This window comes from Mesorhizobium sp. B3-1-8 (assembly GCF_006439495.1).
In the GTDB taxonomy this organism is placed as follows: Bacteria; Pseudomonadota; Alphaproteobacteria; order Rhizobiales; family Rhizobiaceae; genus Mesorhizobium.
On the sequence record NZ_VFTK01000044.1, the window covers coordinates 23,420 to 49,710 of the forward strand.

Genomic DNA, 26,291 nt, shown 5'->3' on the forward strand with positions numbered 1-26,291 from the left:
ATTTGTTTCCAAGAATGGATTTGCCATGAACAGCCTGATCGGCCAATTCGACATTTCCGACGATCGCGTCAAGGAGATCGTCGCCGAGACCATCAAGGGCGCCGACGACGGCGAGCTGTTCCTCGAATACAGCGAGAGCGAAGCGCTGATGTTCGACAATGGCCGGCTGAAGACGGCCAATTTCAACACCGACCAGGGGTTTGGCCTGCGCGCCGTGGCCGGCGAGGCCAGCGGCTATGCGCATTCCAGCGATCTCTCCGAAGCCTCGCTGCTGCGCGCGGCCGACGCCGTCTCGGCGGTCAAGGGCGGCTATTCCGGCACATTGGCCGGAGCGCCCGCCCGCACCAACCGCCACCTCTATGGCGACGAGAACCCGATCCCCTCGCCTTCCTTCGAGGCCAAGGCCAAGCTGTTGCAGGAGATCGACGGCTGGCTGCGTGCGAAGGATGCGCGCGTGCGCCAGGTGACGGCCTCGCTCGCCGCCTCGTGGCAGCATGTCGAGATCGTGCGCGGCGACGGACAGATCGTGCGCGACATCCGCCCGCTGGTCCGGATCAACGTTTCCGTCGTGGTCGGCGATGGCGACCGGCAGGAGAGCGGCTCCTACGGCATGGGCGGCCGCAAGAGTTTCGGCGAGTTCGTCGGCGAGGAGAGCTGGAAGCATGCGGCAAACGAGGCGCTGCGGCAGGCACTGGTCAATCTGGAAGCGGTCCCGGCGCCGGCGGGCACCTTCGACATCGTGCTGTCCAGCGGCTGGCCGGGGGTGATGCTGCACGAGGCCGTCGGCCACGGGCTCGAAGGCGACTTCAACCGCAAGAAGACATCGGCCTTCGCCGGCCTGATGGGTAGCCAAGTGGCGGCCAGGGGTGTCACCGTGGTCGACGACGGCACCATCCCCGAGCGGCGCGGCTCGCTCACCGTCGACGACGAAGGAACGCCTTCGGCGCGCAACGTCTTGATCCAGGACGGCAAACTGGTCGGCTATATGCAGGACCGCCAGAACGCGCGGCTGATGGGCATGAAGGCGACCGGCAACGGCCGCCGCGAGGGCTATGCGCACCAGCCGATGCCGCGCATGACCAACACCTACATGACCGCGGGCGACATGGAGCCGGAGGAGATCATCGCCTCGGTCAAGAACGGCATTTACGCCGTCTCCTTCGGCGGCGGCCAGGTCGATATCACGTCGGGCAAGTTCGTGTTCGGCTGCACCGAGGCCTACATGATCGAGAACGGCAAGGTGACGCAGCCGATCAAGGGCGCGATGCTGATCGGCAACGGGCCGGACGCCATGCACCGCGTCAGCATGATCGGCAACGACATGAAGCTCGACAGCGGCATCGGCATGTGCGGCAAGGCCGGACAGGGCGTGCCGGTCGGCGTCGGCCAGCCGCATCTGCGGATGAACCAGATGACGGTCGGCGGGACGAGGATTTGAGGGGTTGGCGCCGTTCCGGTAGAATCGTCTGCCAAAGACATTTCACTCGAGCGTGTAGCCATCATGTCCAAATCCGAGAACGCGCCAGAGGGCGTTGATTTGAAATCGACGCCGGCCTTCACCGATACGGCCGCAAGACGTGTTTGGAATCCTACAGCATGCTGGCGGGCCAAAAACACTTGAAGATATGGGCGCGAGCGTACTCGCCGAAGCGCGGCAGTGCCACGCTCGGATTGATGCCAGCTCGTGAAGAGGGGCAGCCTCTGCCTTACGCCAGACACAATCGTGTTAGGACATTATTAATTGTTTAATTGGCGGGGCGGGCGTTTGCGCATTAGCTTCTCGCCAGTCTTCTCGTTGCGGTGGTGTCGGCAATGCAGCGTTCCCCTGGTGTCCTGACCTCTTCCCTCCTCCTTGGTTTTGTTTCGTTGATAGGTGCGACTTCGCTGCAAATAGGCCCTGCAGCGGCGCAGTCGTCGCTGTTCAAGCTAACGACGACACGACCTGCTGCGAGCTACGCCACCGTCGGCGGCAGCACCAGCGTCCCCTACGGCTGGCTCGATTTCTGCCATCGCCGGCCGAAAGAGTGCAAGGTGCGCGCTTTGCCTGCCACGAGCGTCAAGCTGACCGCGCAGAACATGAGCATCCTCAAGCAGATCAACCAGAAGGCGAACCGCTCCATCAAGCCCGTCAGCAATTACGACCACTGGGGCACGATGATGGACCACTGGGACTATCCGGTGGACGGCAAGGGCGATTGCAAGATCTACGCGCTCTACAAGCGCAAGCTTCTCCAGGAAGCGGGATTTCCCCGGCAGGCGCTGCTGATGACGGTGGTGCGTGACCTTCACGATGAGGGCCACACCATCCTGACGGTGAAGACCGACAAGGGCGATCTCGTCCTGGACAATCTGGTCGACGAGATCCGCCCCTGGAACGCCACCGGCTATTATTTCCTGAAACGGCAGTCGCAGCAGAACCCGAACAGCTGGGTTTCGATCAACCAGCGCGGCGGCACGGCGAAACGTTTGCCGAGCTCGTAAGGCAAGTCGCCATTTGAGTGAAGTGAGCTGCAACCGGCAAGGCTACCGTCGCCGCTTCGGCTTCTCCAAAAGCGCCACGGCCTCGACATGCGACGACCACAGAAACTGGTCGATTGGGGTGACAGTCTTCAGCGTGTAGCCGCCATCGAGAAGAATCCGCAAATCCCGCGCCAGCGTCGCCGGATTGCAGGAGACTGCGGCGACCAGCGGCACGTCGGAACGGGCGATCTGCTTCGACTGGTCCTCGGCGCCGGCGCGCGGCGGATCGAAGACCACTCCGTCGAAAGCGTTCAGCTCCTTGAAGGTCAGCGGTCTGCGGAAAAGGTCGCGGCGTTCGCTGGTCACCCGCTTCAGGCCACCGGCGAAACGAAAGGCGCGGTCGAGTGCGGCGAGCGCTGCGGCATCGCCTTCGACGGCATGGACCTCCGACTTCACGCCAAGCCGCAGCGCGAAGCTGCCGCAGCCGGCAAACAGGTCCGCGACTTTCCTGGCGCGCGACAGGTGCTGGCCGACAAGGTCCGCCATCGCCTGCTCGGCGGCTTCCGTCGCCTGCAGGAAGGCGCCGGGCGGCACGGCGACGGCGACGGATCCGAACTGCACCACCGGCTTCTTCGGTTCGACGACGATCTCGCCGTCGACGGAAAGCCGCGCCAGCCCCTCGGCCATGACGAAATTCGACGCGATGCGGCGCTGGTGGTCGCCGAGCTTGCCGGCATCATGGACGGCAATGTCGAGGCCCGAAGCCGTGACGGTCACCGTCATATGGAACGCCTTCGGCGTGGCGCAGACCAATCCGGCCAGAGCACACAATTTATCGAGCGCCGAAACAATCGCCGGCAGCGAGATCGGGCATTCCTCGATCGGGATGATCTCGGAGGACAGGGCGCGCACGAAGCCGAGCAGCATGCCGGCATCGGTGCGCCTGGCACTGAAGGTGACGCGGCGGCGGGTGTGCGGCGCGCACGGCACCAGCGCAGCGATCTCGCAAGCTATGCCCTTGGCCTTCAGCGCCTGCACGACCTTCTCGCGCTTCCATTGCCGGTAGGCTTCAGCCTCGTAATGCTGCAGCGCGCAGCCGCCGCATTCGGTGAAATGACGGCAGGCCGGATAGATCCTGAGCGGCGAGGCTTCCAACACCGACATCAACGTAGCGCGATCCCTCTGGCGCGCGGCCGTGACCGTCTCGCCCGGCAGCGTGAAGGGGATGAAGACCTCCCCGCCCTCGGCGTTGGCGATGCCGTCGCCTTGCGAGCCCAGTCTGGCGATGGTGAAGCGTGTGCTCATCGCGACCCCGCATCCTTTATGGCGGCGAGCAGGAACTCGCGGTTGCCGTCGCCGCCTTCGATCGGCGACGGGTGCAGCCCGAGCACCCGCCAGCCGGGAATGCCGGCAAGCCAATCAGCCAAGCTGACAGCAATGCGCTCAGCGTCTTCTGGCTGCCTGAGCAGGCCGCCCTTGCCGATGGCCTCGCGCCCGGCCTCGAATTGCGGCTTGACCAGAAGAATTGCCCTGGCGCCCTCGCCCGCCAATTGCAGCGCCGGCGGCAGCGCCAGCTTCAGCGAGATGAAGCTGACGTCGCAGACCAGGAAAGCGGGAGCGCGGCCGCCGAGATCGGCCGCCGTCAGGTCGCGGGCGTTCAGCCCCTCGATCACCGTCACACGCGGGTTACCGGCAATGTCGGGATGCATCTGGCCGTGGCCGACATCGATCGCCGTGACATGCGCCGCGCCGCGCTCGAGCAGCACCTGGGTGAAGCCGCCGGTCGAGGCGCCGATGTCGAGCGCCTCGCTTCCGGAAGGATCGAGGCCGAAACGATCGAGGCCGGCGATCAGCTTCAATGCCGCGCGCGACACATAGGCCTGCGCCGGATCGTCGATGGCGACCAGGCAGTCCGGCGCGACAGCCTGGCCGGGCTTGCGGGCAACGATGCCGTCAACCGTTACCGTGCCGCGCTCGATCGCGTCGCGGGCACGCGAGCGGCTGGCGAACAGGCCGCGCCCGACGAGCAATTCGTCGAGCCGCTGGCGCTGGCTGGCTGGCAAAGGGGAACTCATCGGCCTTCATTGGCGAAAGCCGGGCGCGAACGCAATGGGTTTGAATATCGGGCGACAGGCTGCAGAATGTGGACAGGAACGGGCCGTTCGTCAGTCGGTGGAGGTGGCGATGCTGAAGGGTACCTGTCATTGCGGCGCGGTCCATTGGACGCTGGAAGGAGATCCCGGCGGAATCACCGCCTGCAACTGCACGCTCTGCCGCCGCTACGGCACGCTCTGGGCCTATGACTATGTCGACGAGCGCATTCGCGTCGCCGGGCCGGTGAAATCCTATACGCGCGCCGGGGTGGCCGAACCTTCGCTGGAGATCCTGTTCTGTCCGACCTGCGCCTGCGTCGTCGCCTGGCGCGGCCTGCGTTCCGGCAAGAGCGGCCGCACGCGCATCGCCGTCAATGTCAGGCTGGCGCCGCCCGAGGACGTCGCCGACCTGCCGATCGACCATTTCGACGGCCTCGATACCTATGACGACCTGCCTCGCGACGGCCGCTGCGTGCGCGATATGTGGTTCTAAAATACGGTTCGCGAAACCCGGCGCTCGACGGCCGGCGTCAGGCCATCATTGCCGGAAGCTTCCCTGCGCGACGGCTCGACCGGCGCCGGCACAGCCGGCGTCGTCGCTTCCGGCACCATGACGAGTTGAGGAACCTGCCTGTAGGAGAAGGCGCCGCGGATGTTGCCCATCTTGCCGGCGACGATATCCAGCACCGCCTTTTCAAGGTTGCGGTCGTAACGCGTTTCGGCTGTCGCCGGCGCGGCCATGCCCGCCAAAAGCGCCATGCCGCACAGAAGCGTTTTCACTTTTGTTATCTCCCTGCCTGGCTCGAGCTTCTAGCAGGGCGCCGTTGAAAATCGGCCAATAGACAGGGTAAGCGAACCGCCAAACGGGAGCGTTAACAGATGGTTACATCCGGAAGCCGGCAAAACGATTCAGGGTCTTGAAGTCCTGATTCAGGCACGCTGCGCCTGAACGCCACGGCCGAGCGTCGCGAAGACCGTGCGCACGATACCCACCGAATCCAGGCCGGCATCGGCATACATCTTTTCGGGTTTCGCGTGGTCGGTGAACGCGTCCGGCAGTACCAGCGGGCGCACCTTGAGGCCGCTTTCCAGCAGGCCTTCGTGGGCGAGGAAATGCAGCACCTGGCTGGCGAAACCGCCAATCGCGCCCTCCTCCACGGTCACCAGCACTTCGTGCGAGCGGGCGAGGCGGCGGATGAGATCTTTGTCCAGCGGCTTAGCGAAGCGGGCGTCGGCGACGGTGGTGGACAGGCCCGCCGCGCCGAGTTCCTCGGCGGCCAGAAGGCAATCCTGCAGCCGCGTGCCGAAGGAAAGCAGGGCGACCTTGGTCCCTTCCTTGAGAATACGACCCTTGCCGATTTCGAGCAGCGAGCCGCGCTCCGGCATGTCGACGCCGACGCCGTTGCCGCGCGGATAGCGGAAGGCGATCGGGCCGTCATCATAGGCAGCCGCGGTGCGCACCATATGGCGTAGTTCCGCCTCGTCGGCGGCGGCCATGACGACGAAGCCCGGCAGCGTAGCGAGGAAGGTGGTGTCGAAAGCGCCGCAATGGGTGGCGCCGTCGGCGCCGACGAAACCGGCGCGGTCGATGGGAAAGCGCACCGGCAATTTCTGGATCGCAACGTCGTGGACGACCTGGTCGTAGGCACGCTGCAGGAAGGTGGAATAGATGGCGGCGAAGGGCTTGTAGCCTTCGGTGGCCAGCCCGGCGGCGAAGGTCACCGCATGCTGCTCGGCGATGCCGACATCGAAGGTCCGCTTCGGGAACACCTCGCCGAACAGGTCGAGGCCGGTGCCGCTCGGCATGGCGGCGGTGATGGCGACGATACGGTCGTCCTCACGCGCTTCCTGGATCAGGCTTTCGGCGAACACCTTGGTGTAGGCGGGCGCGTTGGCCGGCGCCTTGGCCTGCGCGCCGGTGATGACGTCGAACTTGTTGACGCCGTGATATTTGTCGGCCGCGGCCTCCGCCGGCGCGTAGCCCTTGCCCTTCTGGGTCACGACATGGACCAGCACCGGGCCTTTGCCGTTGTCGCGCACGTTCTTCAGCACCGGGATCAGATGTTCGAGATTGTGCCCGTCGATGGGGCCGATGTGGTAGAAGCCGAGTTCCTCGAACAGGGTGCCGCCGGTGACGTAGCCGCGCGCATGCTCGACCGCCCGGGTGATGGCGCGGTCGGCGCGCTTGCCGAGATAGGATGTCAGCTTCTTGCCGAAATCGCGCAGGCCGAGATAGGCCTTGCCGGAGGCGAGCCTGGCCAGATAGGCGCTCATGGCGCCGGTCGGCGGCGCGATCGACATGTCGTTGTCGTTGAGGATGACGATCAGCCGGGCATCGAGCGCGCCGGCATTGTTCAGCGCCTCGAAGGCCATGCCGGCCGACATCGAGCCGTCGCCGATGACGGAAATCACATTGTTGCGGCCGCCCGACAGGTCGCGCGCCATGGCCATGCCGAGGCCGGCCGAAATCGAGGTCGAGGAATGCGCGGCGCCGAACGGGTCGTATTCGCTCTCGGCGCGCCGGGTGAAACCGGAGAGGCCGCCCTCCTGGCGCAGCGTGCGGATGCGGTCGCGGCGGCCGGTCAGGATCTTGTGCGGATAGGCCTGGTGGCCGACGTCCCAGATCAGCCGGTCTGCCGGGGTGTTGAAGACATAGTGCAGCGCAACCGTCAGTTCGACGACGCCGAGGCCGGCGCCGAGGTGGCCGCCGGTCTGCGAGACGGCGTCGATGAGCTCGGCGCGCAGTTCCGCGGCAAATTGCGGCAGCGCGCCCTCATCGAGCGTCCGCAAATCCGCCGGAATGCGGACCTTGTCGAGCAGCGGCGTGTCTGGCTTCACTCGGGCGCGTCCTGCCTTATCGATCGAACACGGCGCTATCAGCAGATTGCGCCATAATCATGCGCGGAATAGGCCGCCGGCGGGCGAATGTAAATGCGCGTCAGTGACGCGCCGACGACGCCTATCCTAACCTTCGGGCAACGGGATGAACTCTTCCTCATCGCCGGGAACGATATCGAAGCGGCCTGTCTTCCATTCCTGCTTGGCCTGCTCGATGCGTTCCTTCGAGGACGAGACGAAATTCCACCAGATATAGCGCTTGGAGCCCAGCGAAGCGCCGCCGAACAGCATGAAATGCGCGCCGCGCTCGGAGGAAACGATGATCTCCTCGCCCGGCTTGAACACGAGGAGCCGCTCGGCCGGGAAAATATCGCCGGCGATCGAGACGTCGCCTTCCAACGTGTAGATGGCGCGCTCCTCGGCATCGGCCGGGATCTTCACGCTCGCGCCCGCCGCCAGCCTGAGATCGGCGTAAAGCGTGTCCGAAGCGGTCGCCACGGGCGAGCGCAGGCCTGAGAATTCGCCGATGACGACGCGGCCGCTGACGCCCTCGGCATCGATCTGCGGCAAGCGGGCCACCGACGTGTTCGCGAACACCGGGGCAATTTCCTCCTTGCCGTCGGGCAGCGCCAGCCAGGTCTGCAGGCCGGAGACCGACATCGGTGCGCCGCGCAACTCCTCCGGCGTGCGCTCGGAATGGACGATACCGCGCCCGGCGGTCATCAAATTCACGTCGCCCGGCGCGATCACCATTTCGGTGCCGAGCGAGTCGCGATGCCTGATCTTGCCGTCGAACAGGTAGGTGACGGTGGAAAGCCCGATATGCGGATGCGGGCGCACGTCGAGCGCATGGCCGGCGCGCAGGATCGCCGGGCCCATGCGGTCGAAGAAGATGAACGGCCCGACCAGACGGCGTTTTGCCGTCGGCAAGGCGCGGCGCACCTCGAAGCCGCCAATGTCCTTGGCGTTGGGGACGACCATCAGTTCGATCTGGTCGCAGGCGAAGGCATCGCCCGGTTCAGGATCGTTTCCCGGAAAGAAGCTCATGTCGGATCCTCAGGCGAAACGCAGCGCCGACCTGGCCTTCGCCTTGGCAGCTTCTTCCTCGCGATTGCGCGGTTCCTGGTTGGTTTCGAGCGAATCGATCAATTCGCGCGCGACAGCTGTGATCGCCTCGACCGCATGGTGGAAGGCATGCTCGTTGCGCTTGGAGGGCTTGGTCGAGCCGCTCAGTTTGCGCACGAATTGCAGCGCTGCGTCATGCACTTCGTCATTGGTCGCCGGCGGCTCGAAATTGGCCAGGGTCTTGATGTTGCGGCACATAGCTTGAACTCCTTACCTGCTTTGTCTGCCTCACCGTCGTCCAAATTACTCTGCGTCCAACGGCTCCGTTCCTACCGGTTTGCCGTCGCGCGACAGCCTGATCTTCTCGACCTTGTCCTCGGCCGCTTTCAGCAGCCGGTCGCAATGCGCCTTCAGCGCCTCGCCGCGCTCGTAGATCTTGATCGACTGGTCGAGCGGGACGTCGCCGCGCTCAAGATCATCGACGATCTTCTCAAGCGCGTCGAGCGCCTGTTCGAAGCTCATCGCCTTGACGTCCTCATTGCCTTCCACTGCCATGCTCTATCCCTTCATCAGCCGCCCGACATGGGCGGCGACTGAAAATGCCAGTCCCTGCAGATCGTAGCCGCCTTCCAGCAGGCTGACGAGCCTATTGCCGCTGTGGCGGCCGGCGAGCTCCATCAATTGCCCGGTCGCCCAGTCGAAATCGTCCTCGGTCAGGTTGATCTCGGCCAGCGGATCACGATGGTGCGCGTCGAAGCCGGCTGAAATGATGATCAGGTCCGGCGCGAACGCATCGATGGACGGCAGCACACGCGACAGGAAGGCGTCGCGGAACAGGTCGCTGCCGGTCTGCGGCGCGAGCGGCGCGTTGACGATGTTGCCGGCGCCGGTTTCGCTTTTCGCTCCGGTACCGGGATAAAGCGGCATCTGGTGCGTCGAGCAATAGAGAACCGATGGGTCGTCCCAAAAAATGTCCTGTGTGCCGTTGCCGTGGTGGACGTCCCAGTCGACGATGGCGACGCGCTCGGCCTGATGCTTCTTCTGCGCGTAGCGGGCGGCGATCGCGGCCGTGTTGAACAGGCAGAAGCCCATCGCGGTGGTCTTTTCGGCGTGGTGACCCGGCGGACGGGCGGCGACGAAGACGTTGGCGGCGCGGCCCTCGAAGACGTCGTCCACCGCCGCGTTGGCGCCGCCGATCGCCGTCACCACGGCCTGCCAGCTTTTCGGGCTGGCGCTGGTATCGGCGTCGATCGAGACGATGCCGCTCTCAGGGATCGCCGCGCGCACGCGCTCGACGAAATCCTCGGGATGCGCATAGAGGATCGTTTTCTCGTCGCCTTCGGGCGCCTTGACGCGGTCGAGCGCCGAAAAAGCCTCGTCGTCGAGCACGCGTTCGATGGCGCGCAGGCGGTCAGGCCGCTCGGGATGGCCGGGCGGCGTGAGGTGTTCCAGAAAGATCGGGTGCGTGTAGAGACGGGTGGCCATGGCGCCTAATCTAGGCACCGGCGGCGCGGATGACCATGTTTGAAAGCCGAATGGCTGGGGAAAATTGCGCCAGTCCGTGTCGCTGGCGCCATTGGCGCGGCGCAAGCTTCGCGGTAAGGTTCTTCGCTGCCTGGTGCCCGCGACGCGGGAGAATCGGGAACACGGTTGAACTCCGTGGCGTGCCCAACGCTGTGAGGGGGACCGCGCCGGCAAAGCCACTGTCGATGACGGGAAGGCGCCGGATGCGGGAGGATCCCGAGCCAGAAGACCGGCCCGGCAGACATGGTTTTCCGCTTGGTCAGGCGGGAAACTGCTTGTCGCAAGGGGAAAAGCGATGACGGCAGCAGCGATCGCCGCGGGCGGCGACGACTTTGACCAATTGGCGCGCGACGCGGTCTATCGGGCGATGTTCACCAGGCGTGACGTGCGCAGCCATTTTGTCCCCGACGATCTCGATGACAGCGTGTTGGCGCGGCTCATCACCGCCGCGCATCATGCGCCCTCGGTCGGCTATATGCAGCCGTGGAATTTCATCGTCATCCGCGATCCAGGCAGGCGTCGGCAGGTGCGCGACCTGTTCCTCGCCGCGCGCGAGCAGGAGCTGCCGGCGATCGAGGCGGAACGGCAGGCGCTATACCGCAAGCTTAAGCTCGAGGGCATCTGCGAAAGCGCGCTCAATCTGTGCATCACCTGCGACCGGCAGCGGTCGAAGGATTCGCCGCTCGGGCGCTGGCACAATCCGGAGATGGACCTCTACAGCACCGTCTGCGCGGTGCAGAATTTCTGGCTGGCGGCGCGGGCCGAGGGTGTCGGCGTCGGCTGGGTCAGCATCATCGAGACGGAAGCGCTGAAGCAGCTCTTGTCGATCCCGGAACATGTGACGCCGATCGCCTATCTCTGCGTCGGCCGCGTCTCTGCCTTCGCGCCGAAGCCCGATCTCGAGGCGCATGGCTGGGGCAAGCGCCTGCCGCTGCCGGAGCTTGTGATGAGCGAGACTTTCCGCGGCGCCGGCGAGGCGCCGCTCAAATCGGCGATCGCAAGGCTTGGCGGCCCATCAAAGCCATGATCAGGCGGCTCTCGGAGTCTCCCAGCGCGAGCCGCCGCCGAAGGAGCCCAGCGCCTTGTCGCGCAGTTCCCTGAACTTGGATGAGGCCTCGGCCAGCCGGTGGTCCCATTCGGGATTGGGCACCTGGCCCTCGATGGCTTCGAAATAAACCTGCATCAGCGAGGCAATGGCGAAGGGCTCGATGAAGGCCGCCTTGAAGGCCCAGGCAAAGACGATGGCCAGCACGAAAGCCCAGCCGGCAAGCTGACCCGGCATGACCCAGAGGATCGCGGCCGCGGGCGCCAGCATCAACAGGAAGATGACGAAGGACACGCCCCACATGATCGCCGCCAGCCAGACGGCGTTCTTGACCATGTGCTTGCCGTTCTGGGCGTAGAGGACGACACCTTGCCTGGCCGTCTCGAAGGGCAAGTTCGAATTGATGCGGATGTTGTAGCCGAGGATGATCTCGTCGACATAGGTCAGCGAGATACGGATGACGGTGTTGATGAAGCTGACGATGCCGCTCAGGCCCGGGATCGGCAGGAAGGCGGCTATCCCGCCGATCAGGCCGGTGATGGCGCGGATGGCGCCCTTGACCAGTTGGTCGACGACGAAAAGGATGTTGGCCTCGGCGAAACGCTGGGTGACCACTTCCTTGGCATAGGCGATCTGGTTCTGGCCGTCAGGGACATCGTGGCCGTCGATCAGATGCACCATGACGGCGATATGGCCCGCCTTCAGCACGTAGAGGATGTATTCGCGGATCCAGTAGACGGCGATCGACACGACGCCGAAGCCGACCACGCCGCCCCACAACGCGAAGGACATCGGCCCGTCGGGATCGGTCGAGATGTGGCCGACGCCGTAGCCGACGCTGGCCCCCGTCCCAGTCGCCATGATGTAGGCGACCGTGATGCCGAAATAGACGATCATGCGAAAGACGATGAACGGCCATGTCCGCATCATGATGGACACCGACCTGGCGATGCTGAAGTCCCACATGCCCCGACTCTCCACACCCCCGCGCATGATCCCGAAAATCGGAATGGATTTTCGGAGAAGGGTCATGCGCTGAATCAAAGTTTTTACAGCGTCCTTTGCGCGTTCAAAGAACGCGCGGCGCTGTAAGAGTTGGCGGTGGAGGATGCGCTCGCCCCATTGATTGTCAATCGCGGCGGGGTTGCGTCGGCCGGAAAGCGGTGCACAACCCGGTGGCTTGGTTACCCAAGCGTGCCGTCAACCGTCTTGCGCAAGCCTTCGAGCAGTTGCTTGAATGCCGCGATCGCCTTCTTAGACGTCGCTTCGGGATCCTTCGAATTGGCGATGCGCTGCGCGGCCTGGCTGCTGGCGCCATTGATCAGCCGTGAGGTCGTCTCGGGATCAAGCTCTGGAACGACCACCCCCTCGTCCTGCAGCTTCGTCAGATGGTCGGTCATCGAGGCGATGCAAGCGCTGGCATTCGGCCACTGCGCCGGGTCGCCGAGCACCGCCGGACCGTCGCGGAACATGATGCGCTGGATTTCCGGCTCCAGCGCCATTTCGATATAGCTGGTGCATTCATCGACGAAATGCTGCCAGCGGGTCGGCGCCATCGAAGCCACCTCGTTCACCCGCACGGCCATTTCGCCGTCGATCTCGGCGATCACCGCCTGCAGCAGCCCCTTCTTGTCGCCGAAATGGTGATAGAGCGCGCCGCGCGTCAGGCCGGCCGACGCGGTGAAATCATCCATCGAAGCCTCGGCGTAGCCGACCGTGCCGAAGGCGTGGCGGGCGGCCGCGATCAGCTTGGCGCGCGTTTCGGCGATCATCTCCTTGCGCGGTCTGTGCATGGCTCTGGCCCTACTCACATACGCCTCGTATGCCAATTGACATACGCAGCGTATGAACTATCTCACATTCATACGCAGCGCATGTAGTTTTAGTATGCAACCTTGTCGAGGAGCAGGATCATGCGAAACCCCTATGCGGACATCTTTCGGGCTCCCGGCACGAAAGGCTTTGCCGCGGCCGCCTTCATCGCGCGGCTGCCGATCGCCATGGCGCCGATCGGCATCGTGGCGATGCTCTCGCAGACGCATGGCGAATATTGGCTGGCCGGGGCGGTCTCCGCGACCTACGCCCTTGTGAATGCTGTTTTGTCACCGCAGATCTCGCGATGGGTGGATCAGCTTGGCCAAAGCGCGATTGCCCTGCCGACCACGCTGGTCTCGGTGCTTGCCTTCACGACATTGATCGTGGCGGCCAACCAGCACTGGCCGGCCTGGACCCTGTTCGGGTCGGCGCTGCTTGCCGCCGCCATGCCCAACATCCCGGCGCTGGTCAGGGCTCGCTGGACCGAGATTTTTCGCGATCGTCCCGAGTTGAGCACCGCCTTCGCGTTCGAATCGGCTGCGGACGAATTGGTTTATGTCGCCGGAGCCTCGCTGTCAGTGGGCTTGAGCGCGGCGCTGTTTCCCGAAGCCGGCATGGTGGTCAGCACGTTGCTGCTCGCGCTCGGTTCGGCGGCATTCCTGCTGCAGCGCTCGTCCGAGCCACCGGTACGTCCGGCGGAACATGGCGCGGCCGGTTCGGCGATCCGCCTGCGGCCGGTGCAGATCATCACCTTCGCGCTGATCTTCGTCGGCGCGACCTTCGCCACCACGGAAGTCACCACCGTCGCCATCACCAAGGCGCTCGGCCAGCCCGAGGCTGCAAGCCTCGTCATCGGCGTCTATGCGCTTGGATCCTTCGTGCTCGGCATCATCGTCGGCGCGCTCAGCCTGAAGGCGCCGCTGCAGCGGCAACTCGCGGTCGCGGTCACGGTGATCGCGCTCACCACCCTGCCATTGCTTTTCGCCGACACGGTGCCGACGCTGGCGCTGGCGGTCTTCGTCAGCGGCGTCGCGATCTCGCCGACCTTCATCACAGCCTTCGGCCTGATCGAGCGCCATGTGCCGCCGGCAATGCTCACCGAAGGCGTCACCTGGGTGACCACCGGCATCGGCATCGGCATGGCGCTGGGCTCCTTCGCCGCCGGCTGGATGGTCGACAATTTCGGTCCGCAGAACGGGTTCTGGGTGTCGGTGGCGGCCGGGGCGATCGCGCTGGCCACCGTGCTTGCCGGGCAGTGCCGGCTGGCGACGGGCGATTGCGATGCGGACAGGGGCGAAGCGGCGGTGCCTGCGGAGTGACGATTATTCGGCCGTCCGATCATCATCGCAGACGTTGGAAGTTAGCCAAGACCTACGCGACGGCCAATCGCCTCCGTCGCGGAGGCTTCGGTCAATCAGCAACGCCGGCGGGCTGCCGCCAGGACCTTCGGCGCCCCGGCAGCCTAAAGAATCTCGGTCTTGGCGATATGGATGCCAAAGCCTTCGAGGCCGACATAGTGACGCTCGCGCGAGGCGATCAGGTTGATCGAGGAGATGCCGAGATCCTTGAGGATCTGGGCGCCGAGGCCGATCTCGCGCCATTCGTTCTCGCGGCGGCGGGCTTCCTCATGGTCCTCGCGCTCGCCACTCGCGGGCCGCTTGCGCTCCTGGTGGGCGACGCCGACCGAGCCTTCGCGCAGATAGACGATGACGCCGCGCCTGCGCTCGCCCATCGCCTTCATGATGCCGTCGAGGCGATGGCTGGTGCCGAAGACGTCGGTGACGACATCTTCCGAATGCAGGCGCACCGGCACGTCCTCGCCGTCACGGATATCGCCGAAGACGACCGCGACATGGTGCATGGAATCCCAGGGCAGCGTGTAGGTGAAGACCTGCGCCTTGCCGCCGGGCGTGTCGATGTCGGAGCAGGCGACGCGCTCGACCAGCGTTTCCTTGCGCTGGCGGTAGGCGATGAGGTCTGCGACCGAGACCTGCTTCAGGCCATGCTGTTCCGCGAAGGCCTGCACTTCAGGGCCGCGCTTGACCGTGCCGTCGTCGTTGACCAGTTCGGAGATGACACCGACCAGGGGCAGGCCGGCAAGCTTGCAGAGGTCGACCGCGGCCTCGGTGTGGCCGGAGCGCATCAAGACACCGCCTTCGCGCGCGATCAGCGGGAAGATGTGGCCGGGACGCACGAAATCGGACGGGCCGACATTGCCGTTGGCAAGGTTGCGCACGGTGAGCGTGCGGTCGTCGGCGGAAATGCCGGTCGTGGTGCCGTGCTTGAAATCGACGCTGACCGTGAATGCGGTGGTGTGGGCGGAGTCGTTGTCCGCCACCATCGGCGCGAGGTTCAGCCGCCTGGCATCGTCACGCAGCATCGGCGTGCAGACAATGCCGGAGGTGTTGCGGACGATGAAGGCCATCTTCTCCGGCGTGCAGTGGACGGCGGCGACGATCAGATCGCCCTCGTTCTCGCGCCCGTCATCGTCCATGACGACGACGATCTCGCCGCGCTCGAAGGCGCGGATCGCTTCGACGATCTTCTTCTGGTCGTATGGCATGGCGCGCTCGCTTCGCTCGCAAGGGAGTAGGGGAATAGGGCAGTAAGGGAGTAGGGGAAAGGAAAAAGTTTGGCGACCTGCGGGCGGCAGCGTTAACCTACTACCCTACTGCCTTACTCCCCTCCCTTCCCCGTTTGTCCTCTGTGCCGCAGATAATGATCGGCGACCGCGCAGGCAACCATGGCCTCGCCGATCGGCACGGCGCGGATGCCGACGCAAGGGTCGTGGCGGCCCTTGGTCATCACCTCGACATCCTTGCCGTCCTTGTCGATCGACTGGCGCGGGGTCAGGATCGACGAGGTCGGCTTGACGGCGAAGCGGGCGACGATCGCCTGTCCGGTCGAAATGCCGCCCAGGATGCCGCCAGCATTGTTGGATAAAAACACCGGCTTGCCGTCATTGCCCATGCGCATCTCGTCGGCGTTCTGTTCGCCGGTGATGCGGGCCGCCTCGAAGCCGTTGCCGATCTCGACGCCCTTGACGGCGTTGATCGACATCAGGCCGGACGCGATGTCCTGGTCGAGCTTGGCGTAGATCGGCGCGCCGAGGCCCGGGGGCACGCCGTCGGCGACGATCTCGATCACCGCGCCGACCGAGGAGCCGGCCTTGCGGATGCCGTCGAGATACCGGGTGAAGACAGGCACCGAGGCAGGGTCGGGCGTGAAGAAGGGGTTTTCGGGATCACCAATGAAATTCCAGTTCCAGTTGGCGCGATCGATCGATTTCTCACCCATCGAAACTAGCGCGCCGCGCACCATCATGCCGGGAACTATCCTGCGCGCCAAGGCGCCCGCCGCCACTCTGGCTGCCGTCTCGCGCGCCGAGGAGCGGCCGCCGCCGCGGTGGTCGCGCAGCCCGTATTTGACGTCGTAGGTATAGTCGGCATGGCCCGGCCGGTACTGGCGGGCGATCTCGCCATAGTCCTTGGAACGCTGGTCGACATTCTCGATAAGCATCGAAACCGGCGTGCCGGTGGTGATCATCGTCTCGCCGTCCTCGTCGAGGATGAAGCCGGACAGGATCTTGACCTCGTCCGGCTCGCGGCGCTGGGTGACGAAGCGCGACTGTCCAGGGCGGCGGCGGTCGAGCTCGGCCTGGATATCCTCGCGCCTGAAGCGAATGCCTGGCGGGCAGCCATCGACAACGCAGCCGAGCGCGGCGCCGTGGCTTTCACCCCAGGTGGTGACGCGGAAGAGATGGCCGAATGTGTTGTGTGACATGGAAAACGCCCTGCCCGGCGGCGGAGCCGGCAACCTGAAGTGGTGCAGCATCCCTGCGCATCCAAAAGCACGCGCGGCGCTGCCGGCTTGCCTTCTATTGGCGTTTTCCACAGTGGTCAAACGGCTGCATCAAACTGTGATCTGGCGGATTTAGTTTTGACACATTCGGTTGGTTTCTGCTCTCTTCCCATCCGCCGTTGAGGATCCGCCGCTGACCAGCCGGCGCAATGACCAAAGAGGACGACAATGCGTACCCTGATTGGCGCCGCCTGCGCCATGTTGCTGATTTCCACCGCCGCCGCGTTCGCCGGCCAGACCGAAGGCCTGATCAAGAAGGTCGACAAGGACACGCTGACGCTGACGCTTGACGACGGCAAAGCCTACAAGCTCAACGCCGAGACCGATATCGACTCGCTGAAGCCCGGCATGGACATCGTCATCGCCTATGACGTGACCAATGGCGAGAATGTCGTGACGGACATGCAGTTGCCGGACAGCGACCAGAACTGAATTCAGGTGAGGCCGGCCTGCGAAGGGCGGCTTCCTGCGCTTCCGGTGCTCACGTACTGAAAGTACGCTCCGCTCCGGTTCTCGGAATCCACCCTTCTCGACTCGGCCTGACCTGAATTTGCCAGGGCGCGATTTGTTAAAGCCACTCCAAGCTCCGGCCTTCCAGTCGCAGCAGTCGGTCCTGCGGCACCTCGAGGCCGGCGGCTTCCTGCTTGGAAAAGCCCGCGACGAAGCGGAAGAAGCAGCGGATGACGCCGCCGTGGGTGACGCAGACGGTCGGCTGACGCAGCGCGTCGAGCCACGGCTTGATCCGCTCGAGCAGCATCTCGTAGCTTTCCGCGCCCTCGCCGGGCGGCTGGAAATCCCATTTGGCGTGGCGACGGCCGTCGGTTGAACCGGGGGCGCGTTCCTCGAGCTCGGCGAAGGTAAAACCTTGCCAGTCGCCGAAGCTTATCTCCACCAGGCGCGCATCGGTGCGGTAGGCGGAGGGATCGAGCCCCATCGCTTCGCGCATCAGCTCCATCGTCTCGCGGGTGCGCCGCATCGGGCTGGCGACGAAGTCGAAATCCGCAGGATTTCTGACGAGCTCCGCCAGCCGCTGGCCGTTGAGCCTCGCCTGCTCGCGGCCAAAGTCGTTGATGTCGGTGTCGGCCTGGCCCTGCAGGCGGTGCTCGGCATTCCACTCGGTCTGGCCGTGGCGCGCGATGTAGACGAGCGGGTACATCAGGTCTTCCGTAGGTCGGGCCAGGGCCTGGACGGATGATAAGCGGAGGCGATCAGTCCTTGACGGTCGAGATATCCGGCGCGTCGACCGCCTTCATGCCGACGACATGGTAGCCGGAATCGACATGATGGACCTCACCGGTCACGCCGCGCGACAGATCCGACAGGAAGTAGACGCCGGAATCGCCTACCTCCTCCTGCGTGACCGTCTGCTTGAGCGGCGAATTGTACTCGTTCCACTTCAGGATATAGCGGAAATCGCCGATGCCGGAGGCGGCCAGCGTCTTGATCGGACCGGCCGAGATCGCGTTGACGCGGATCTTCTTGGCGCCGAGGTCGACGGCGAGATAGCGCACGCTCGCTTCGAGCGCCGCCTTGGCGACGCCCATGACGTTGTAGTGCGGCATCACCTTCTCGGCGCCGTAATAGGTCAGCGTCAGCAGCGAACCGCCATCGGTCATCAGCGGCTCGGCGCGCTTGGCGATGGTGGTGAAGGAATAGACCGAAATGTCCATGGTGCGCAGGAAATTGTCGCGCGTCGTCTCGACATAGCGGCCGGTCAGCTCGTCCTTGTCGGAGAAGGCGATGGCATGGACGAGGAAGTCGAGCTTGCCCCAATGCCCGGCGATGTCGGCAAAGACGGCGTCGAGGCTTTCCGGGTCGGTCACGTCGCAATGGCCCGCGACATGCGCGTTGAGCTCGGCCGCGAGCGGCTCGACGCGCTTCTTGAAGGCCTCGCCCTGATAGGTCAGCGCAATCTCGGCGCCATGATCGACGCACGCCTTGGCGATGCCGAAAGCGATCGACCGATTGTTGGCGACGCCCAGGATCAGGCCCCGCTTACCGGCCATCAGGCCCTGTCCACCTGCCATGTGCAAGCTCTCCGCAAGAATATCTGCTTTGTGGAGAGCCCTATCGCACAGGCACAAAGCCCCTTCAAGCGCCCAAAAGATACTGCACCAGGAACAAAATTCCGCCGATCAGCCTTTTTGGCGGCGCATAAGGGCCTCAAGCTCGGCATCGCCGCCTTCCGGCAGCATCAGCCGCACATGGGCATAAAGATCGCCATGGCCGCCGGCCTTTTCCGGCAGACCTCTGCCCTTGAGGCGCAGCACCTTGTCGGAACTCGACCATGCCGGAACGTTGACCGCGAGCTTGCCGGTCGGCGTCTCGACCGCCACCTTGGCGCCGAGCACGGCGTCGGCCAGATCGACAGGCAGATCGACATGCAGGTCGCGCCCTTCGATGCGGTAGCGGGCGTGGCGGCGGATGTGGATCTTGACCAGCGCGTCGCCCGGCTGGCCCGGACCCTGCTCGCCCTGGCCCTTCAGACGAATCGTCTGGCCGTCCTCGACATAGGCCGGCAGCTTGACCGCCACCTTGCGGCCGTCCGGAAACACCGCCGTCACCTTATCGGCGCTGGCTGCCTCCTCGATGCTGATGTCCATGGTGACGTTGAGGTCGGCCGCCTGGACCGGCTGGCGGCGATCGCCCCGGCCGGCGCCGCGGGCGCCGGAAAAGGCATCGCCGAAGATCTGGCTGAAGATGTCGCTGTTGCCGTCGAACGGATCGCCGCCCGGACGTCCGCTACGGAACTCGAAATGCGCGCCGCCCGGGCCCTGCTGACGGCGGAAACCGGCGAACGGGTCGCCGCCGGCCGCGCCTTCAAAACCCTGGAATTTCGGCTTGCCGTCGGCGTCGATCTCGCCGCGATCGTAGGCGGCGCGCGTCTTCTCGTCGCCGACGATCTCGTAAGCCTGGTTGGCGGCCGCAAAACGGTCCTTCGCCTTGGGATCATTCGGATTCTGGTCCGGATGATGCTTCTTGGCGAGCTTGCGGTAAGCCGATTTTATGTCCTTGGCCGATGCGTTCTTGGCAACGCCCAGCACCTCATAGGGGTCGCGCATGCTTCCTGCCTGCAAGAGAGATTGAATTCACGGGTCGCCCCCTATATGCGCTCGCATAGGAAGAAATTCCAGTGGCGCAAGGGGAATTGGCGCCCGAAAATCAGAGTGCCCGAAATCAGAGCGCCTTGAATTCCTGCATGCGCCAGCCGCCGGCGCCGGCCAGGCACAGCTCGCCCTTGTAGAGGGCAACGCCGTCGAAGCTCTCGCGCGTGGCGCTGAAACGGCGACAGGTCAGGCCGCCATCCTTCAGTTCCACCAATTCGGTTATTGCGCCGCGCGAGCCGGTGTCGGCATTGGCCCATGGCACGGACTGGCCGCCCAGTTCCTTGATGTCGGCGGAGGAAACGGCGTTGCCGATGGTGGTCTGGTCGGAGTCCTTGTCGGCCGCCGCAGGAGCCTCGGGCGAGGACGGCGCGCTGGAGGTGATGATCGAGCGATCGACCTCCGCCTTTTCCAGGCTGAAGCCGCCGGCGCCGCAGGCGGCAAGAGGAAGCGCCAACGTCAACAGCGCAGCCTTGGCATTGGCCGAAGCGATAACGCTCCATTGCCCGCTGTCAAAAGCTTGCGCGATACGCGACAATCGGCGAACTCCTCCCGCAATATTAAAAATTTGGAAAACTATGAACGAAACCGAGTTAACAAGCAGTGACTTCACAGAGGCTGCGGAGCCGTTCCGGCTCTTTGCCGCATGGCTGGAGGACGCAACCAAAAGCGAGATCAACGACGCCAACGGCGTCGCCCTGGCAACCGTCGATGCCGACGGCATGCCGGATGTGCGGATGGTGCTGCTCAAGGGGTTCGACGAAAAGGGATTTGTCTTCTACACGAATTTCGAGAGCGCCAAGGGCCGCGAGATTCTTGGCAGCATGAAGGCGGCGATGTGCTTCCACTGGAAATCGCTGCGCCGCCAGGTGCGGGTGCGCGGGCCGGTGGAGATCGTCAGCGACGCCGAGGCCGACGCCTATTATGCGACCAGACCGCGCGGCAGCCGCATCGGCGCCTGGGCCTCGAAACAGTCGCGGCCGCTGGAGGGCCGCTTCGCGCTGGAGAAGGCGGTGGCCGAATACACGGCGCGCTACGCGATCGGCGAGATCCCGCGGCCGAAGCACTGGTCGGGCTTCCGCATCCTGCCGCAAACGATCGAATTCTGGCACGACCGCCCGTTCCGCCTGCATGACCGCGTCGTCTTTTCGCGCAACGCGCAAGGCGGTTGGGACAAGGTCAGGCTTTATCCCTGAAGCACTGTGGCATTGCCCCTATGTGTTGCCAGCCGCCTGCGGCACATTGAAGGGCGTGATGATCTGGATGTTGGCCATGCCCGAGACCGGCGATTTCGGCAGCAAACCATGCGCGCGCATGACATGCAGGCAGGCGTTTCGCATGTCGTGGCCGAGATCGTGATGCAGCACGGCGCTGACACGTCCGGCGCGTAGGAGCGCAAGATTGTCGGCGTCGAGGTCATGCCCGACAAAGGCGCGGCACGTGCGGCCGAGCGAGGCGAAGGCTTCGACGATCGCACGGTTGCCGCCGCCGATCGAATAGACGCCGGCAATGTCGGGGTTAGCCCGCAAGGCCGCGAGCGCGAGCATGCCGGTGTTGCGGTCGAGGCCATGGCCCTCGCTGACCTCGACGATGCCGAGCGCCGGATAGCGCTCGCGAAGCGCTTGCCGGAAGCCTATCTCGCGCTCCTCCTCGCCGCGAAACCGGTTGCTGCTGATGGTGACGAGGATGCGCGCCGGTCCGCCGCCAAGCCACTCGCCGAGAAGATAGGCTGCGGTCTCGCCGGCCGCCCGGTTGTCCATGCCGACATAGGCCTGCCGACCCGTGTCGGGAAGATCCGTTACCAGCGTTACGACGGGGATGCCGGCGGCGATGAGCCCGGCCGTCGCGCTCCTGACCTCCGCGACGTCGGGCGCCTTGAGGAACACGCCGTTGCTGCCGCGCCGCCGCAAGGTCTCGATGATGGCGACCGTGTCGCCGACGCCGCGCGTCTCGGCGACATGGTAGCGGGCGCGAAAGATCACCGGCTGCAGCGACGGCATCGCCTGCTCCAGCCCCTGGCGCACCGCCTCGCTGAAGCGCGACGGCGCCTCCATGACGACGTCCAGGACAAGCTTGCGGCCAGAAAGGCCGATCTGGGCGCGCTGCTTTTCAAGCTCGCCGATAGCCTGCCTGACCCGCCGTACGGTGTGCTCGCGCACGCCCGGCCTCTCGTTGAGGACGCGGTCGACCGTCGCCAGGCTGAGCCCGGCCTGGAGAGCGATATCCTTGACGAGAAAGGGACGAGACATCTTCTGAGGTGTTTTTGAGGTGTTTTGGAGGCAACCGGCGCCGCAGATTGCGGTATACGGCAACGACAACCGGGATCGCAACAGGAGGATGCGTCATGAAGGCCGACAACCCAGCCAAGGTCAGGTCCGAACGGGTCTGGCTGACCAAAGACCAGTGCGACATCGAAGGCTTCCGGGCGATCGTCGAGCAAGCGACCAACCTCGCCGACTACCCCTTCGCCGCCGGCGTCGAAAAGAACGTGCTCGTCTATGACGGCGATGCTGTCCGCAAGGCGGCGGCCGAGCCCGAGACACGCAAGGCGCTGCTGGCGGAGTGGGTCGAGGCGATGACTAGCGGGCCTGGCGTCGTGGCTTTCAAGAAAGCGTTCGCCGACACAGCGCCGATCGATAGGGCGACCAGGCTTTTCAACGAGATGATCGCCGAGCAGCACGCCATCGGGACCGGCGGCGGCGACCATTTCGCCAAGCCGGGCGCCAATGATCGCATCTGGAATGCGCTGGAGAAATTCTGCCTGCGCGATCCGCAAGCCTTCGCCGCCTATTACGGCAACGACATCATCGCATTGATCTCGGAAGCCTGGCTCGGGCCGGCCTATCAGATGACCTCGCAGATCAACTGCGTTAATCTCGGAGGCGCCGCGCAATCGGCGCATCGCGACTATCATCTGGGCTTCCAGACCCCCGAAGTGATCGAGCGCTATCCGGTGCATGTGCACTCCATCTCGCCGGTGCTGACGCTGCAGGGGGCCGTCGCCCATTGCGATATGCCGCTGGAGAGCGGCCCAACGCTCTACCTCCCCTACTCGCAGGCCTATCTGCCCGGATATCTCGCCACCGGCCTGCCGGAGTTCAAGGCGTATTTCGCCGAGCATCACGTGCAGCTTGCGTTGGAAAAGGGCGATGCCGCTTTCTTCAACCCGGCGCTGTTCCATGCCGCCGGCAACAACCGCTCCGCCGACATCCGGCGCATGGCCAATCTGCTGCAGGTGTCTTCGGGTTACGGCCGCGCGATGGAGAGCGTGGACCGCACCAGGATGAGCCGCGCGCTCTATCCCGAGATCCAGACGATGCTGGCAGAAGGCGCGATCTCGAAGGCAGCGGCCGCCAACGCGATCGCCTCGACGGCGGAGGGCTATTCCTTCCCGACCAATCTCGATCGCGATCCGCCGATCGGTGGGCTGGCGCCGGAAACGCAGCAAGCGCTGTTCCACCGCGCGCTCGAGGCCGGCTGGACACCGGAGGCTTTCGGCAAGGCGCTGGACGAACAGGCGGCCAAAAAGCTAACGTGACAAGTCCGCGGGCGTCCGCCACAGAGGGCGCCCCTTTCCGGATGGGCTTCGCGCCTATCCCTTCTTGCGGGTCATGAAGGCAGTCAGCGCGGCGCGCGCCTCCTCGGATGTCAGCCGCTCGCGGAAATGCTCGCTCTCGACCTTGATGCGGGCGATCAATTCCTCGCGCGGCTCGCGCATCAGGTCGCGCGCGATCTTCAGCGCCTGCGGCGGCTTGGCGGCGATGTCGCCGGCGGCGGCCAGCACCGCGCCTTCCAGCGCGTCTTCCGCGACGACGTCGTAGATCAGACCGGCCGCCTTGGCGCGCTCGGCCGAAAAGCCTTCGCCGAGGCCGAGCAGCGCGAAGGCGCCCTGCCGGCCGAGGAGTTGTGGCGCGATCAGGCTGGAGCCGGCCTCAGGCACAAGGCCGAGATCGACGAAGGGCGTGCGGAACAGCGTGCGCGGCGTAGCGAAGGTCAGATCGCAATGCAGGTTGAGCGTGGTGCCGATGCCCACCGCAATACCGTCGACGCCCGACACCATCGGCTTCTCGGACCTGGCCAGCGCCATCAGGAAATCCCAGACCTCGTTGCCGCCCTCACCGCCGGTGGCGATGGCCAGGAAATCGGCGAGGTCGTTGCCGGCGGAGAAGGCGCCCGGAACGCCGAGGAAGACATGCACGCGGACCGCCGGATCGGCATCGCCTTCGGCAAGCGCGGTCGACATCTTCGCGTACATGGCGCGCGTCAGCGCGTTCTTCTTGTCAGGGCGGTTGATGCGGATGGTCTGCACGGCGCCCTGGCGCTCGACGAGGATATGGTCGGTCACTATCGGTTCCTTAGAATGTCGGGCTATTCAGGCGGAGATCAGTGCCTCGCTGGCTGCAGCGAGGCTTTCGGCGCCGTCGATGACGCGCTCCTTCAGCGCGTGCGTCTCGCCAAGCAGGTTTTCGGCAAAGAAGCGGCAAAGCGGGATGCGGTCGCGGTCGGCGAGCCCGCCCTGCGCCAGATAGGCGCCGCCGGCGGCAAACGAGATGAGCCGCAGATAGGGCGTGGCGCCGGCCATGGCGGCGTCCGCCTTGCCGCCGGCAAGCTGCTTCTGCAAGAAGCGCGTCGCTTCGTCGAGATCGGACAGCGCACGGTCGAGGTTGTCGGCGGTGCGGCCGAAGCCTTCGATGTTGGAGGTGCGCACCGCATCGGCCATCGCTTTCAACTCGCCGATATAGGAATGCACATGCTCACCGCCGCCAAGCGGCAGTTTGCGCGCCACAAGGTCGATCGCCTGGATGCCGTTAGTGCCTTCATAGATCGGCGCGATGCGGGCGTCGCGATAAAGCGCCGCCGCACCGGTATCCTCAATGAAGCCCATGCCGCCATGCACCTGGACGCCAAGCGAGGCGACCTCGACGCCGACATCGGTCGAGAAGGCTTTGGCAAGCGGCGTCAGCAGGTTGGCGCGGTCGCGCCAATTGGCGGCGGCCTCGCCCTCGCCGACGCGCGCGCGATCGAGCGCATGCGCGCAGGAATAGCTGACCGAGCGGGCGATCTGGGTCAGCGCCCGCATGGTGAGCAAACTGCGCTGCACATCGGGATGATGGACGATCGGCGCCATGCCGGAGCCGGAATAGTTCGAGGCCTTGCCCTGGCGGCGCTCATTGGCATAAGCGATCGCCTTCTGCGTGGCTGTCTCGGCGACGGCCACGCCCTGCATGCCGACGGCAAGGCGGGCGTTGTTCATCATCGTGAACATGCAGGCCAGGCCCTTGTTCTCCTCGCCGATCAGCCAGCCAATGGCGCCGGGCTTGGCGCCCTGGAAACCGTCGCCATAGATCATGGTGCAGGTCGGCGAGGCATGGATGCCGAGCTTGTGCTCGAGACCGGAACAGAAGACGTCGTTGCGGGCGCCGAGCGAGCCGTCGTCGTTGACGAAGAACTTCGGCACCAAAAACAGCGATATGCCGCGCGTTCCGGCCGGCACGTCGGGCAACCTAGCCAGCACCAGATGCACGATGTTGTCGGTGAAATCGTGCTCGCCATAGGTGATGAATATCTTCTGGCCGAAGATGCGGTAGGTGCCGTCGCCGACGGGCTCGGCACGGCTGCGCAAGGCTGCGAGATCCGAGCCCGCCTGCGGCTCGGTCAGGTTCATCGTGCCCATCCACTCGCCGGAGACGAGTTTTGCGAGGTATTTGGCCTTGAGTTCCTCCGAGGCGTGTTTGTCGAGCGCCTCGACAGCGCCCATGGTCAGCGTTGGGCCGATGCCGAAGGCCATGGCGCCGGAATTCCACATTTCGAGCGCGGCGACGCCGAGCATGGTCGGCAGGCCTTGGCCGCCGAATTCTTCCGGCCCGGACAGCGCGTTCCAGCCGCCGTCGATCCAGCGCCGGTAGAGTTCCTTCCAGCCGGGCGGCGTGGTGACGGCAGCGTCCTTGAGCACAGCACCTTGCTCGTCGCCGATCTTGTAGAGGGGAGCGACCTCCTCGCTGGCGAAGCGCCCGGCCTCGGCCAGGATCGCATCGACAATATCCTCGCCGAGATCGCCGAAGGTGCCGGCGTCCAGCGCCGGCTTCAGCCCGGCCACCTGCTTCAGCGTGAAGGCGATGTCCTCGACCGGCGCGCGATACATATCTGTTCCTCCTGCGTTCCAGCCAATCCTAGTGCATGGCCGAAGCGAAACCATCCGTCGATCTCGCACCTTCTTTTTACGTAAACGTCAAACTTTGTCACGCGGATTTTGCAAGCGTAGGCTTCGTCATTCACAGGCGGAGCGACGCCATAGAATGACGACCTGATGGGCGTTCCGGATAATCACGAACGTGATCGACACTTTGCCCAACGAAGCGGATCGCGGACCTCAGAGATTAGCCGAAGCGCCCGAACTTCGTCATCCACGGGCGGAGCAAGGAGCGAAGCGACGCGGCGCAGACCATAGAATCCATTTCGTGACGTTGAGGCGTTTCCACGGTCCAG

At 64.9% G+C, this 26,291-nt stretch carries 27 protein-coding genes and 1 riboswitch; of the genes, 8 read left to right on the plus strand and 19 right to left on the minus strand.

Annotation, left to right across the window (positions count from 1 at the left end):
• Positions 1-25: 25 nt before the first annotated feature.
• On the plus strand, positions 26-1,438 hold the full coding sequence (tldD, locus tag FJ424_RS29295; RefSeq protein ID WP_140659149.1) for a metalloprotease TldD: 1,413 nt from the start codon (positions 26-28) through the stop codon (positions 1,436-1,438).
• 374 nt (positions 1,439-1,812) lie between these two features.
• Positions 1,813-2,481, plus strand: a complete 669-nt coding sequence (locus tag FJ424_RS29300; RefSeq protein ID WP_181182197.1) for a transglutaminase-like cysteine peptidase — start codon at positions 1,813-1,815, stop codon at positions 2,479-2,481.
• 42 nt (positions 2,482-2,523) lie between these two features.
• Here FJ424_RS29300 and FJ424_RS29305 read toward each other — a convergent pair whose 3' ends face one another.
• Both FJ424_RS29305 and FJ424_RS29310 read right to left on the minus strand, forming a co-directional pair.
• Positions 2,524-3,765: a class I SAM-dependent RNA methyltransferase gene (locus FJ424_RS29305; protein WP_140659147.1), complete on the minus strand. Its 1,242-nt coding sequence runs from the start codon at positions 3,763-3,765 to the stop codon at positions 2,524-2,526.
• Positions 3,762-4,535: a TlyA family RNA methyltransferase gene (locus FJ424_RS29310; protein WP_140659146.1), complete on the minus strand. Its 774-nt coding sequence runs from the start codon at positions 4,533-4,535 to the stop codon at positions 3,762-3,764. The genes FJ424_RS29305 and FJ424_RS29310 overlap by 4 nt, the downstream gene beginning before the upstream one ends.
• 109 nt (positions 4,536-4,644) lie before the next feature.
• Here FJ424_RS29310 and FJ424_RS29315 point away from each other — a divergent pair, with 109 nt between their 5' ends.
• Positions 4,645-5,046 (plus strand): GFA family protein, encoded by a 402-nt coding sequence (locus FJ424_RS29315; protein WP_140659145.1) that lies wholly within the window; start codon positions 4,645-4,647, stop codon positions 5,044-5,046.
• Here FJ424_RS29315 and FJ424_RS29320 read toward each other — a convergent pair.
• The 6 genes from FJ424_RS29320 to FJ424_RS29345 all read right to left on the minus strand — a co-directional run bounded on the left by FJ424_RS29320 (position 5,043) and on the right by FJ424_RS29345 (position 9,941).
• The gene (locus FJ424_RS29320; protein WP_140659144.1) at positions 5,043-5,333 is read right to left on the minus strand and encodes a hypothetical protein; all 291 of its coding nucleotides are present in this window, start codon (positions 5,331-5,333) and stop codon (positions 5,043-5,045) included. The genes FJ424_RS29315 and FJ424_RS29320 overlap by 4 nt on opposite strands.
• Positions 5,334-5,483: 150 nt before the next feature.
• Complete coding sequence (gene dxs / locus FJ424_RS29325) at positions 5,484-7,391, minus strand: 1-deoxy-D-xylulose-5-phosphate synthase (RefSeq protein ID WP_140659143.1); 1,908 nt, start codon at positions 7,389-7,391, stop codon at positions 5,484-5,486.
• A gap of 126 nt (positions 7,392-7,517) precedes the next feature.
• Positions 7,518-8,438, minus strand: a complete 921-nt coding sequence (locus tag FJ424_RS29330) for a pirin family protein (protein ID WP_140659142.1) — start codon at positions 8,436-8,438, stop codon at positions 7,518-7,520.
• A gap of 9 nt (positions 8,439-8,447) precedes the next feature.
• Complete coding sequence (locus tag FJ424_RS29335) at positions 8,448-8,714, minus strand: DUF2277 domain-containing protein (RefSeq protein WP_140647268.1); 267 nt, start codon at positions 8,712-8,714, stop codon at positions 8,448-8,450.
• Positions 8,715-8,759: 45 nt separating this feature from the next.
• Entirely contained in the window at positions 8,760-9,011 is a 252-nt protein-coding gene (locus tag FJ424_RS29340; RefSeq protein WP_027164646.1) for an exodeoxyribonuclease VII small subunit, read from the minus strand.
• 3 nt (positions 9,012-9,014) lie between these two features.
• Entirely contained in the window at positions 9,015-9,941 is a 927-nt protein-coding gene (locus FJ424_RS29345; RefSeq protein WP_140659141.1) for a histone deacetylase family protein, read from the minus strand.
• A gap of 114 nt (positions 9,942-10,055) precedes the next feature.
• A riboswitch (cobalamin riboswitch) is annotated at positions 10,056-10,233 on the plus strand.
• Positions 10,234-10,275: 42 nt separating this feature from the next.
• Between FJ424_RS29345 and bluB the strand changes: the two genes are divergently transcribed.
• Entirely contained in the window at positions 10,276-11,007 is a 732-nt protein-coding gene (bluB, locus tag FJ424_RS29350) for a 5,6-dimethylbenzimidazole synthase (RefSeq protein WP_140659140.1), read from the plus strand.
• On the opposite strand, the gene FJ424_RS29355 is transcribed toward bluB, so the two are convergent.
• Positions 11,008-11,991, minus strand: a complete 984-nt coding sequence (locus FJ424_RS29355) for a hypothetical protein (RefSeq protein WP_140659139.1) — start codon at positions 11,989-11,991, stop codon at positions 11,008-11,010.
• A gap of 218 nt (positions 11,992-12,209) precedes the next feature.
• The gene (locus FJ424_RS29360) at positions 12,210-12,818 is read right to left on the minus strand and encodes a TetR/AcrR family transcriptional regulator (protein ID WP_140659138.1); all 609 of its coding nucleotides are present in this window, start codon (positions 12,816-12,818) and stop codon (positions 12,210-12,212) included.
• Between the two features lie 120 nt (positions 12,819-12,938).
• On the opposite strand from FJ424_RS29360, the gene FJ424_RS29365 reads away from it, so the two are divergent.
• Complete coding sequence (locus tag FJ424_RS29365; RefSeq protein ID WP_140659137.1) at positions 12,939-14,159, plus strand: MFS transporter; 1,221 nt, start codon at positions 12,939-12,941, stop codon at positions 14,157-14,159.
• 143 nt (positions 14,160-14,302) lie between these two features.
• Here the strand turns inward: FJ424_RS29365 and ribB are convergent, their stop codons facing one another.
• Both ribB and aroC read right to left on the minus strand, forming a co-directional pair.
• Entirely contained in the window at positions 14,303-15,403 is a 1,101-nt protein-coding gene (gene ribB, locus FJ424_RS29370) for a 3,4-dihydroxy-2-butanone-4-phosphate synthase (RefSeq protein WP_140659136.1), read from the minus strand.
• A 113-nt stretch (positions 15,404-15,516) separates the two neighbouring features.
• Positions 15,517-16,623 carry a chorismate synthase gene (gene aroC, locus FJ424_RS29375; protein ID WP_140659135.1) on the minus strand — a complete coding sequence of 369 codons (1,107 nt, stop codon included), beginning with the start codon at positions 16,621-16,623 and terminating at the stop codon, positions 15,517-15,519.
• A 246-nt stretch (positions 16,624-16,869) separates the two neighbouring features.
• Here aroC and FJ424_RS29380 point away from each other — a divergent pair, with 246 nt between their 5' ends.
• Entirely contained in the window at positions 16,870-17,133 is a 264-nt protein-coding gene (locus FJ424_RS29380) for a DUF1344 domain-containing protein (RefSeq protein ID WP_041002438.1), read from the plus strand.
• Between the two features lie 136 nt (positions 17,134-17,269).
• Here the strand turns inward: FJ424_RS29380 and FJ424_RS29385 are convergent, their stop codons facing one another.
• The 4 genes from FJ424_RS29385 to FJ424_RS29400 all read right to left on the minus strand — a co-directional run bounded on the left by FJ424_RS29385 (position 17,270) and on the right by FJ424_RS29400 (position 20,343).
• Entirely contained in the window at positions 17,270-17,857 is a 588-nt protein-coding gene (locus FJ424_RS29385; RefSeq protein WP_140659134.1) for a histidine phosphatase family protein, read from the minus strand.
• Positions 17,858-17,909: 52 nt separating this feature from the next.
• On the minus strand, positions 17,910-18,728 hold the full coding sequence (gene fabI, locus FJ424_RS29390) for an enoyl-ACP reductase FabI (RefSeq protein WP_140647257.1): 819 nt from the start codon (positions 18,726-18,728) through the stop codon (positions 17,910-17,912).
• Positions 18,729-18,836: 108 nt separating this feature from the next.
• Positions 18,837-19,763, minus strand: a complete 927-nt coding sequence (locus FJ424_RS29395) for a J domain-containing protein (protein ID WP_140659133.1) — start codon at positions 19,761-19,763, stop codon at positions 18,837-18,839.
• A 115-nt stretch (positions 19,764-19,878) separates the two neighbouring features.
• Complete coding sequence (locus FJ424_RS29400; RefSeq protein WP_140659132.1) at positions 19,879-20,343, minus strand: RT0821/Lpp0805 family surface protein; 465 nt, start codon at positions 20,341-20,343, stop codon at positions 19,879-19,881.
• Between the two features lie 40 nt (positions 20,344-20,383).
• Between FJ424_RS29400 and pdxH the strand changes: the two genes are divergently transcribed.
• Positions 20,384-21,001 (plus strand): pyridoxamine 5'-phosphate oxidase, encoded by a 618-nt coding sequence (pdxH, locus tag FJ424_RS29405; RefSeq protein WP_140647254.1) that lies wholly within the window; start codon positions 20,384-20,386, stop codon positions 20,999-21,001.
• A gap of 18 nt (positions 21,002-21,019) precedes the next feature.
• On the opposite strand, the gene FJ424_RS29410 is transcribed toward pdxH, so the two are convergent.
• Positions 21,020-22,054 carry a LacI family DNA-binding transcriptional regulator gene (locus FJ424_RS29410; protein WP_140659131.1) on the minus strand — a complete coding sequence of 345 codons (1,035 nt, stop codon included), beginning with the start codon at positions 22,052-22,054 and terminating at the stop codon, positions 21,020-21,022.
• A gap of 95 nt (positions 22,055-22,149) precedes the next feature.
• Here FJ424_RS29410 and FJ424_RS29415 point away from each other — a divergent pair, with 95 nt between their 5' ends.
• Positions 22,150-23,343 carry a phytanoyl-CoA dioxygenase family protein gene (locus FJ424_RS29415; RefSeq protein ID WP_140659130.1) on the plus strand — a complete coding sequence of 398 codons (1,194 nt, stop codon included), beginning with the start codon at positions 22,150-22,152 and terminating at the stop codon, positions 23,341-23,343.
• Positions 23,344-23,397: 54 nt separating this feature from the next.
• On the opposite strand, the gene FJ424_RS29420 is transcribed toward FJ424_RS29415, so the two are convergent.
• Both FJ424_RS29420 and FJ424_RS29425 read right to left on the minus strand, forming a co-directional pair.
• Positions 23,398-24,150 carry a crotonase/enoyl-CoA hydratase family protein gene (locus tag FJ424_RS29420; RefSeq protein ID WP_140659129.1) on the minus strand — a complete coding sequence of 251 codons (753 nt, stop codon included), beginning with the start codon at positions 24,148-24,150 and terminating at the stop codon, positions 23,398-23,400.
• 27 nt (positions 24,151-24,177) lie between these two features.
• Complete coding sequence (locus FJ424_RS29425) at positions 24,178-25,947, minus strand: acyl-CoA dehydrogenase family protein (RefSeq protein WP_140659128.1); 1,770 nt, start codon at positions 25,945-25,947, stop codon at positions 24,178-24,180.
• Positions 25,948-26,291 lie beyond the last annotated feature (344 nt).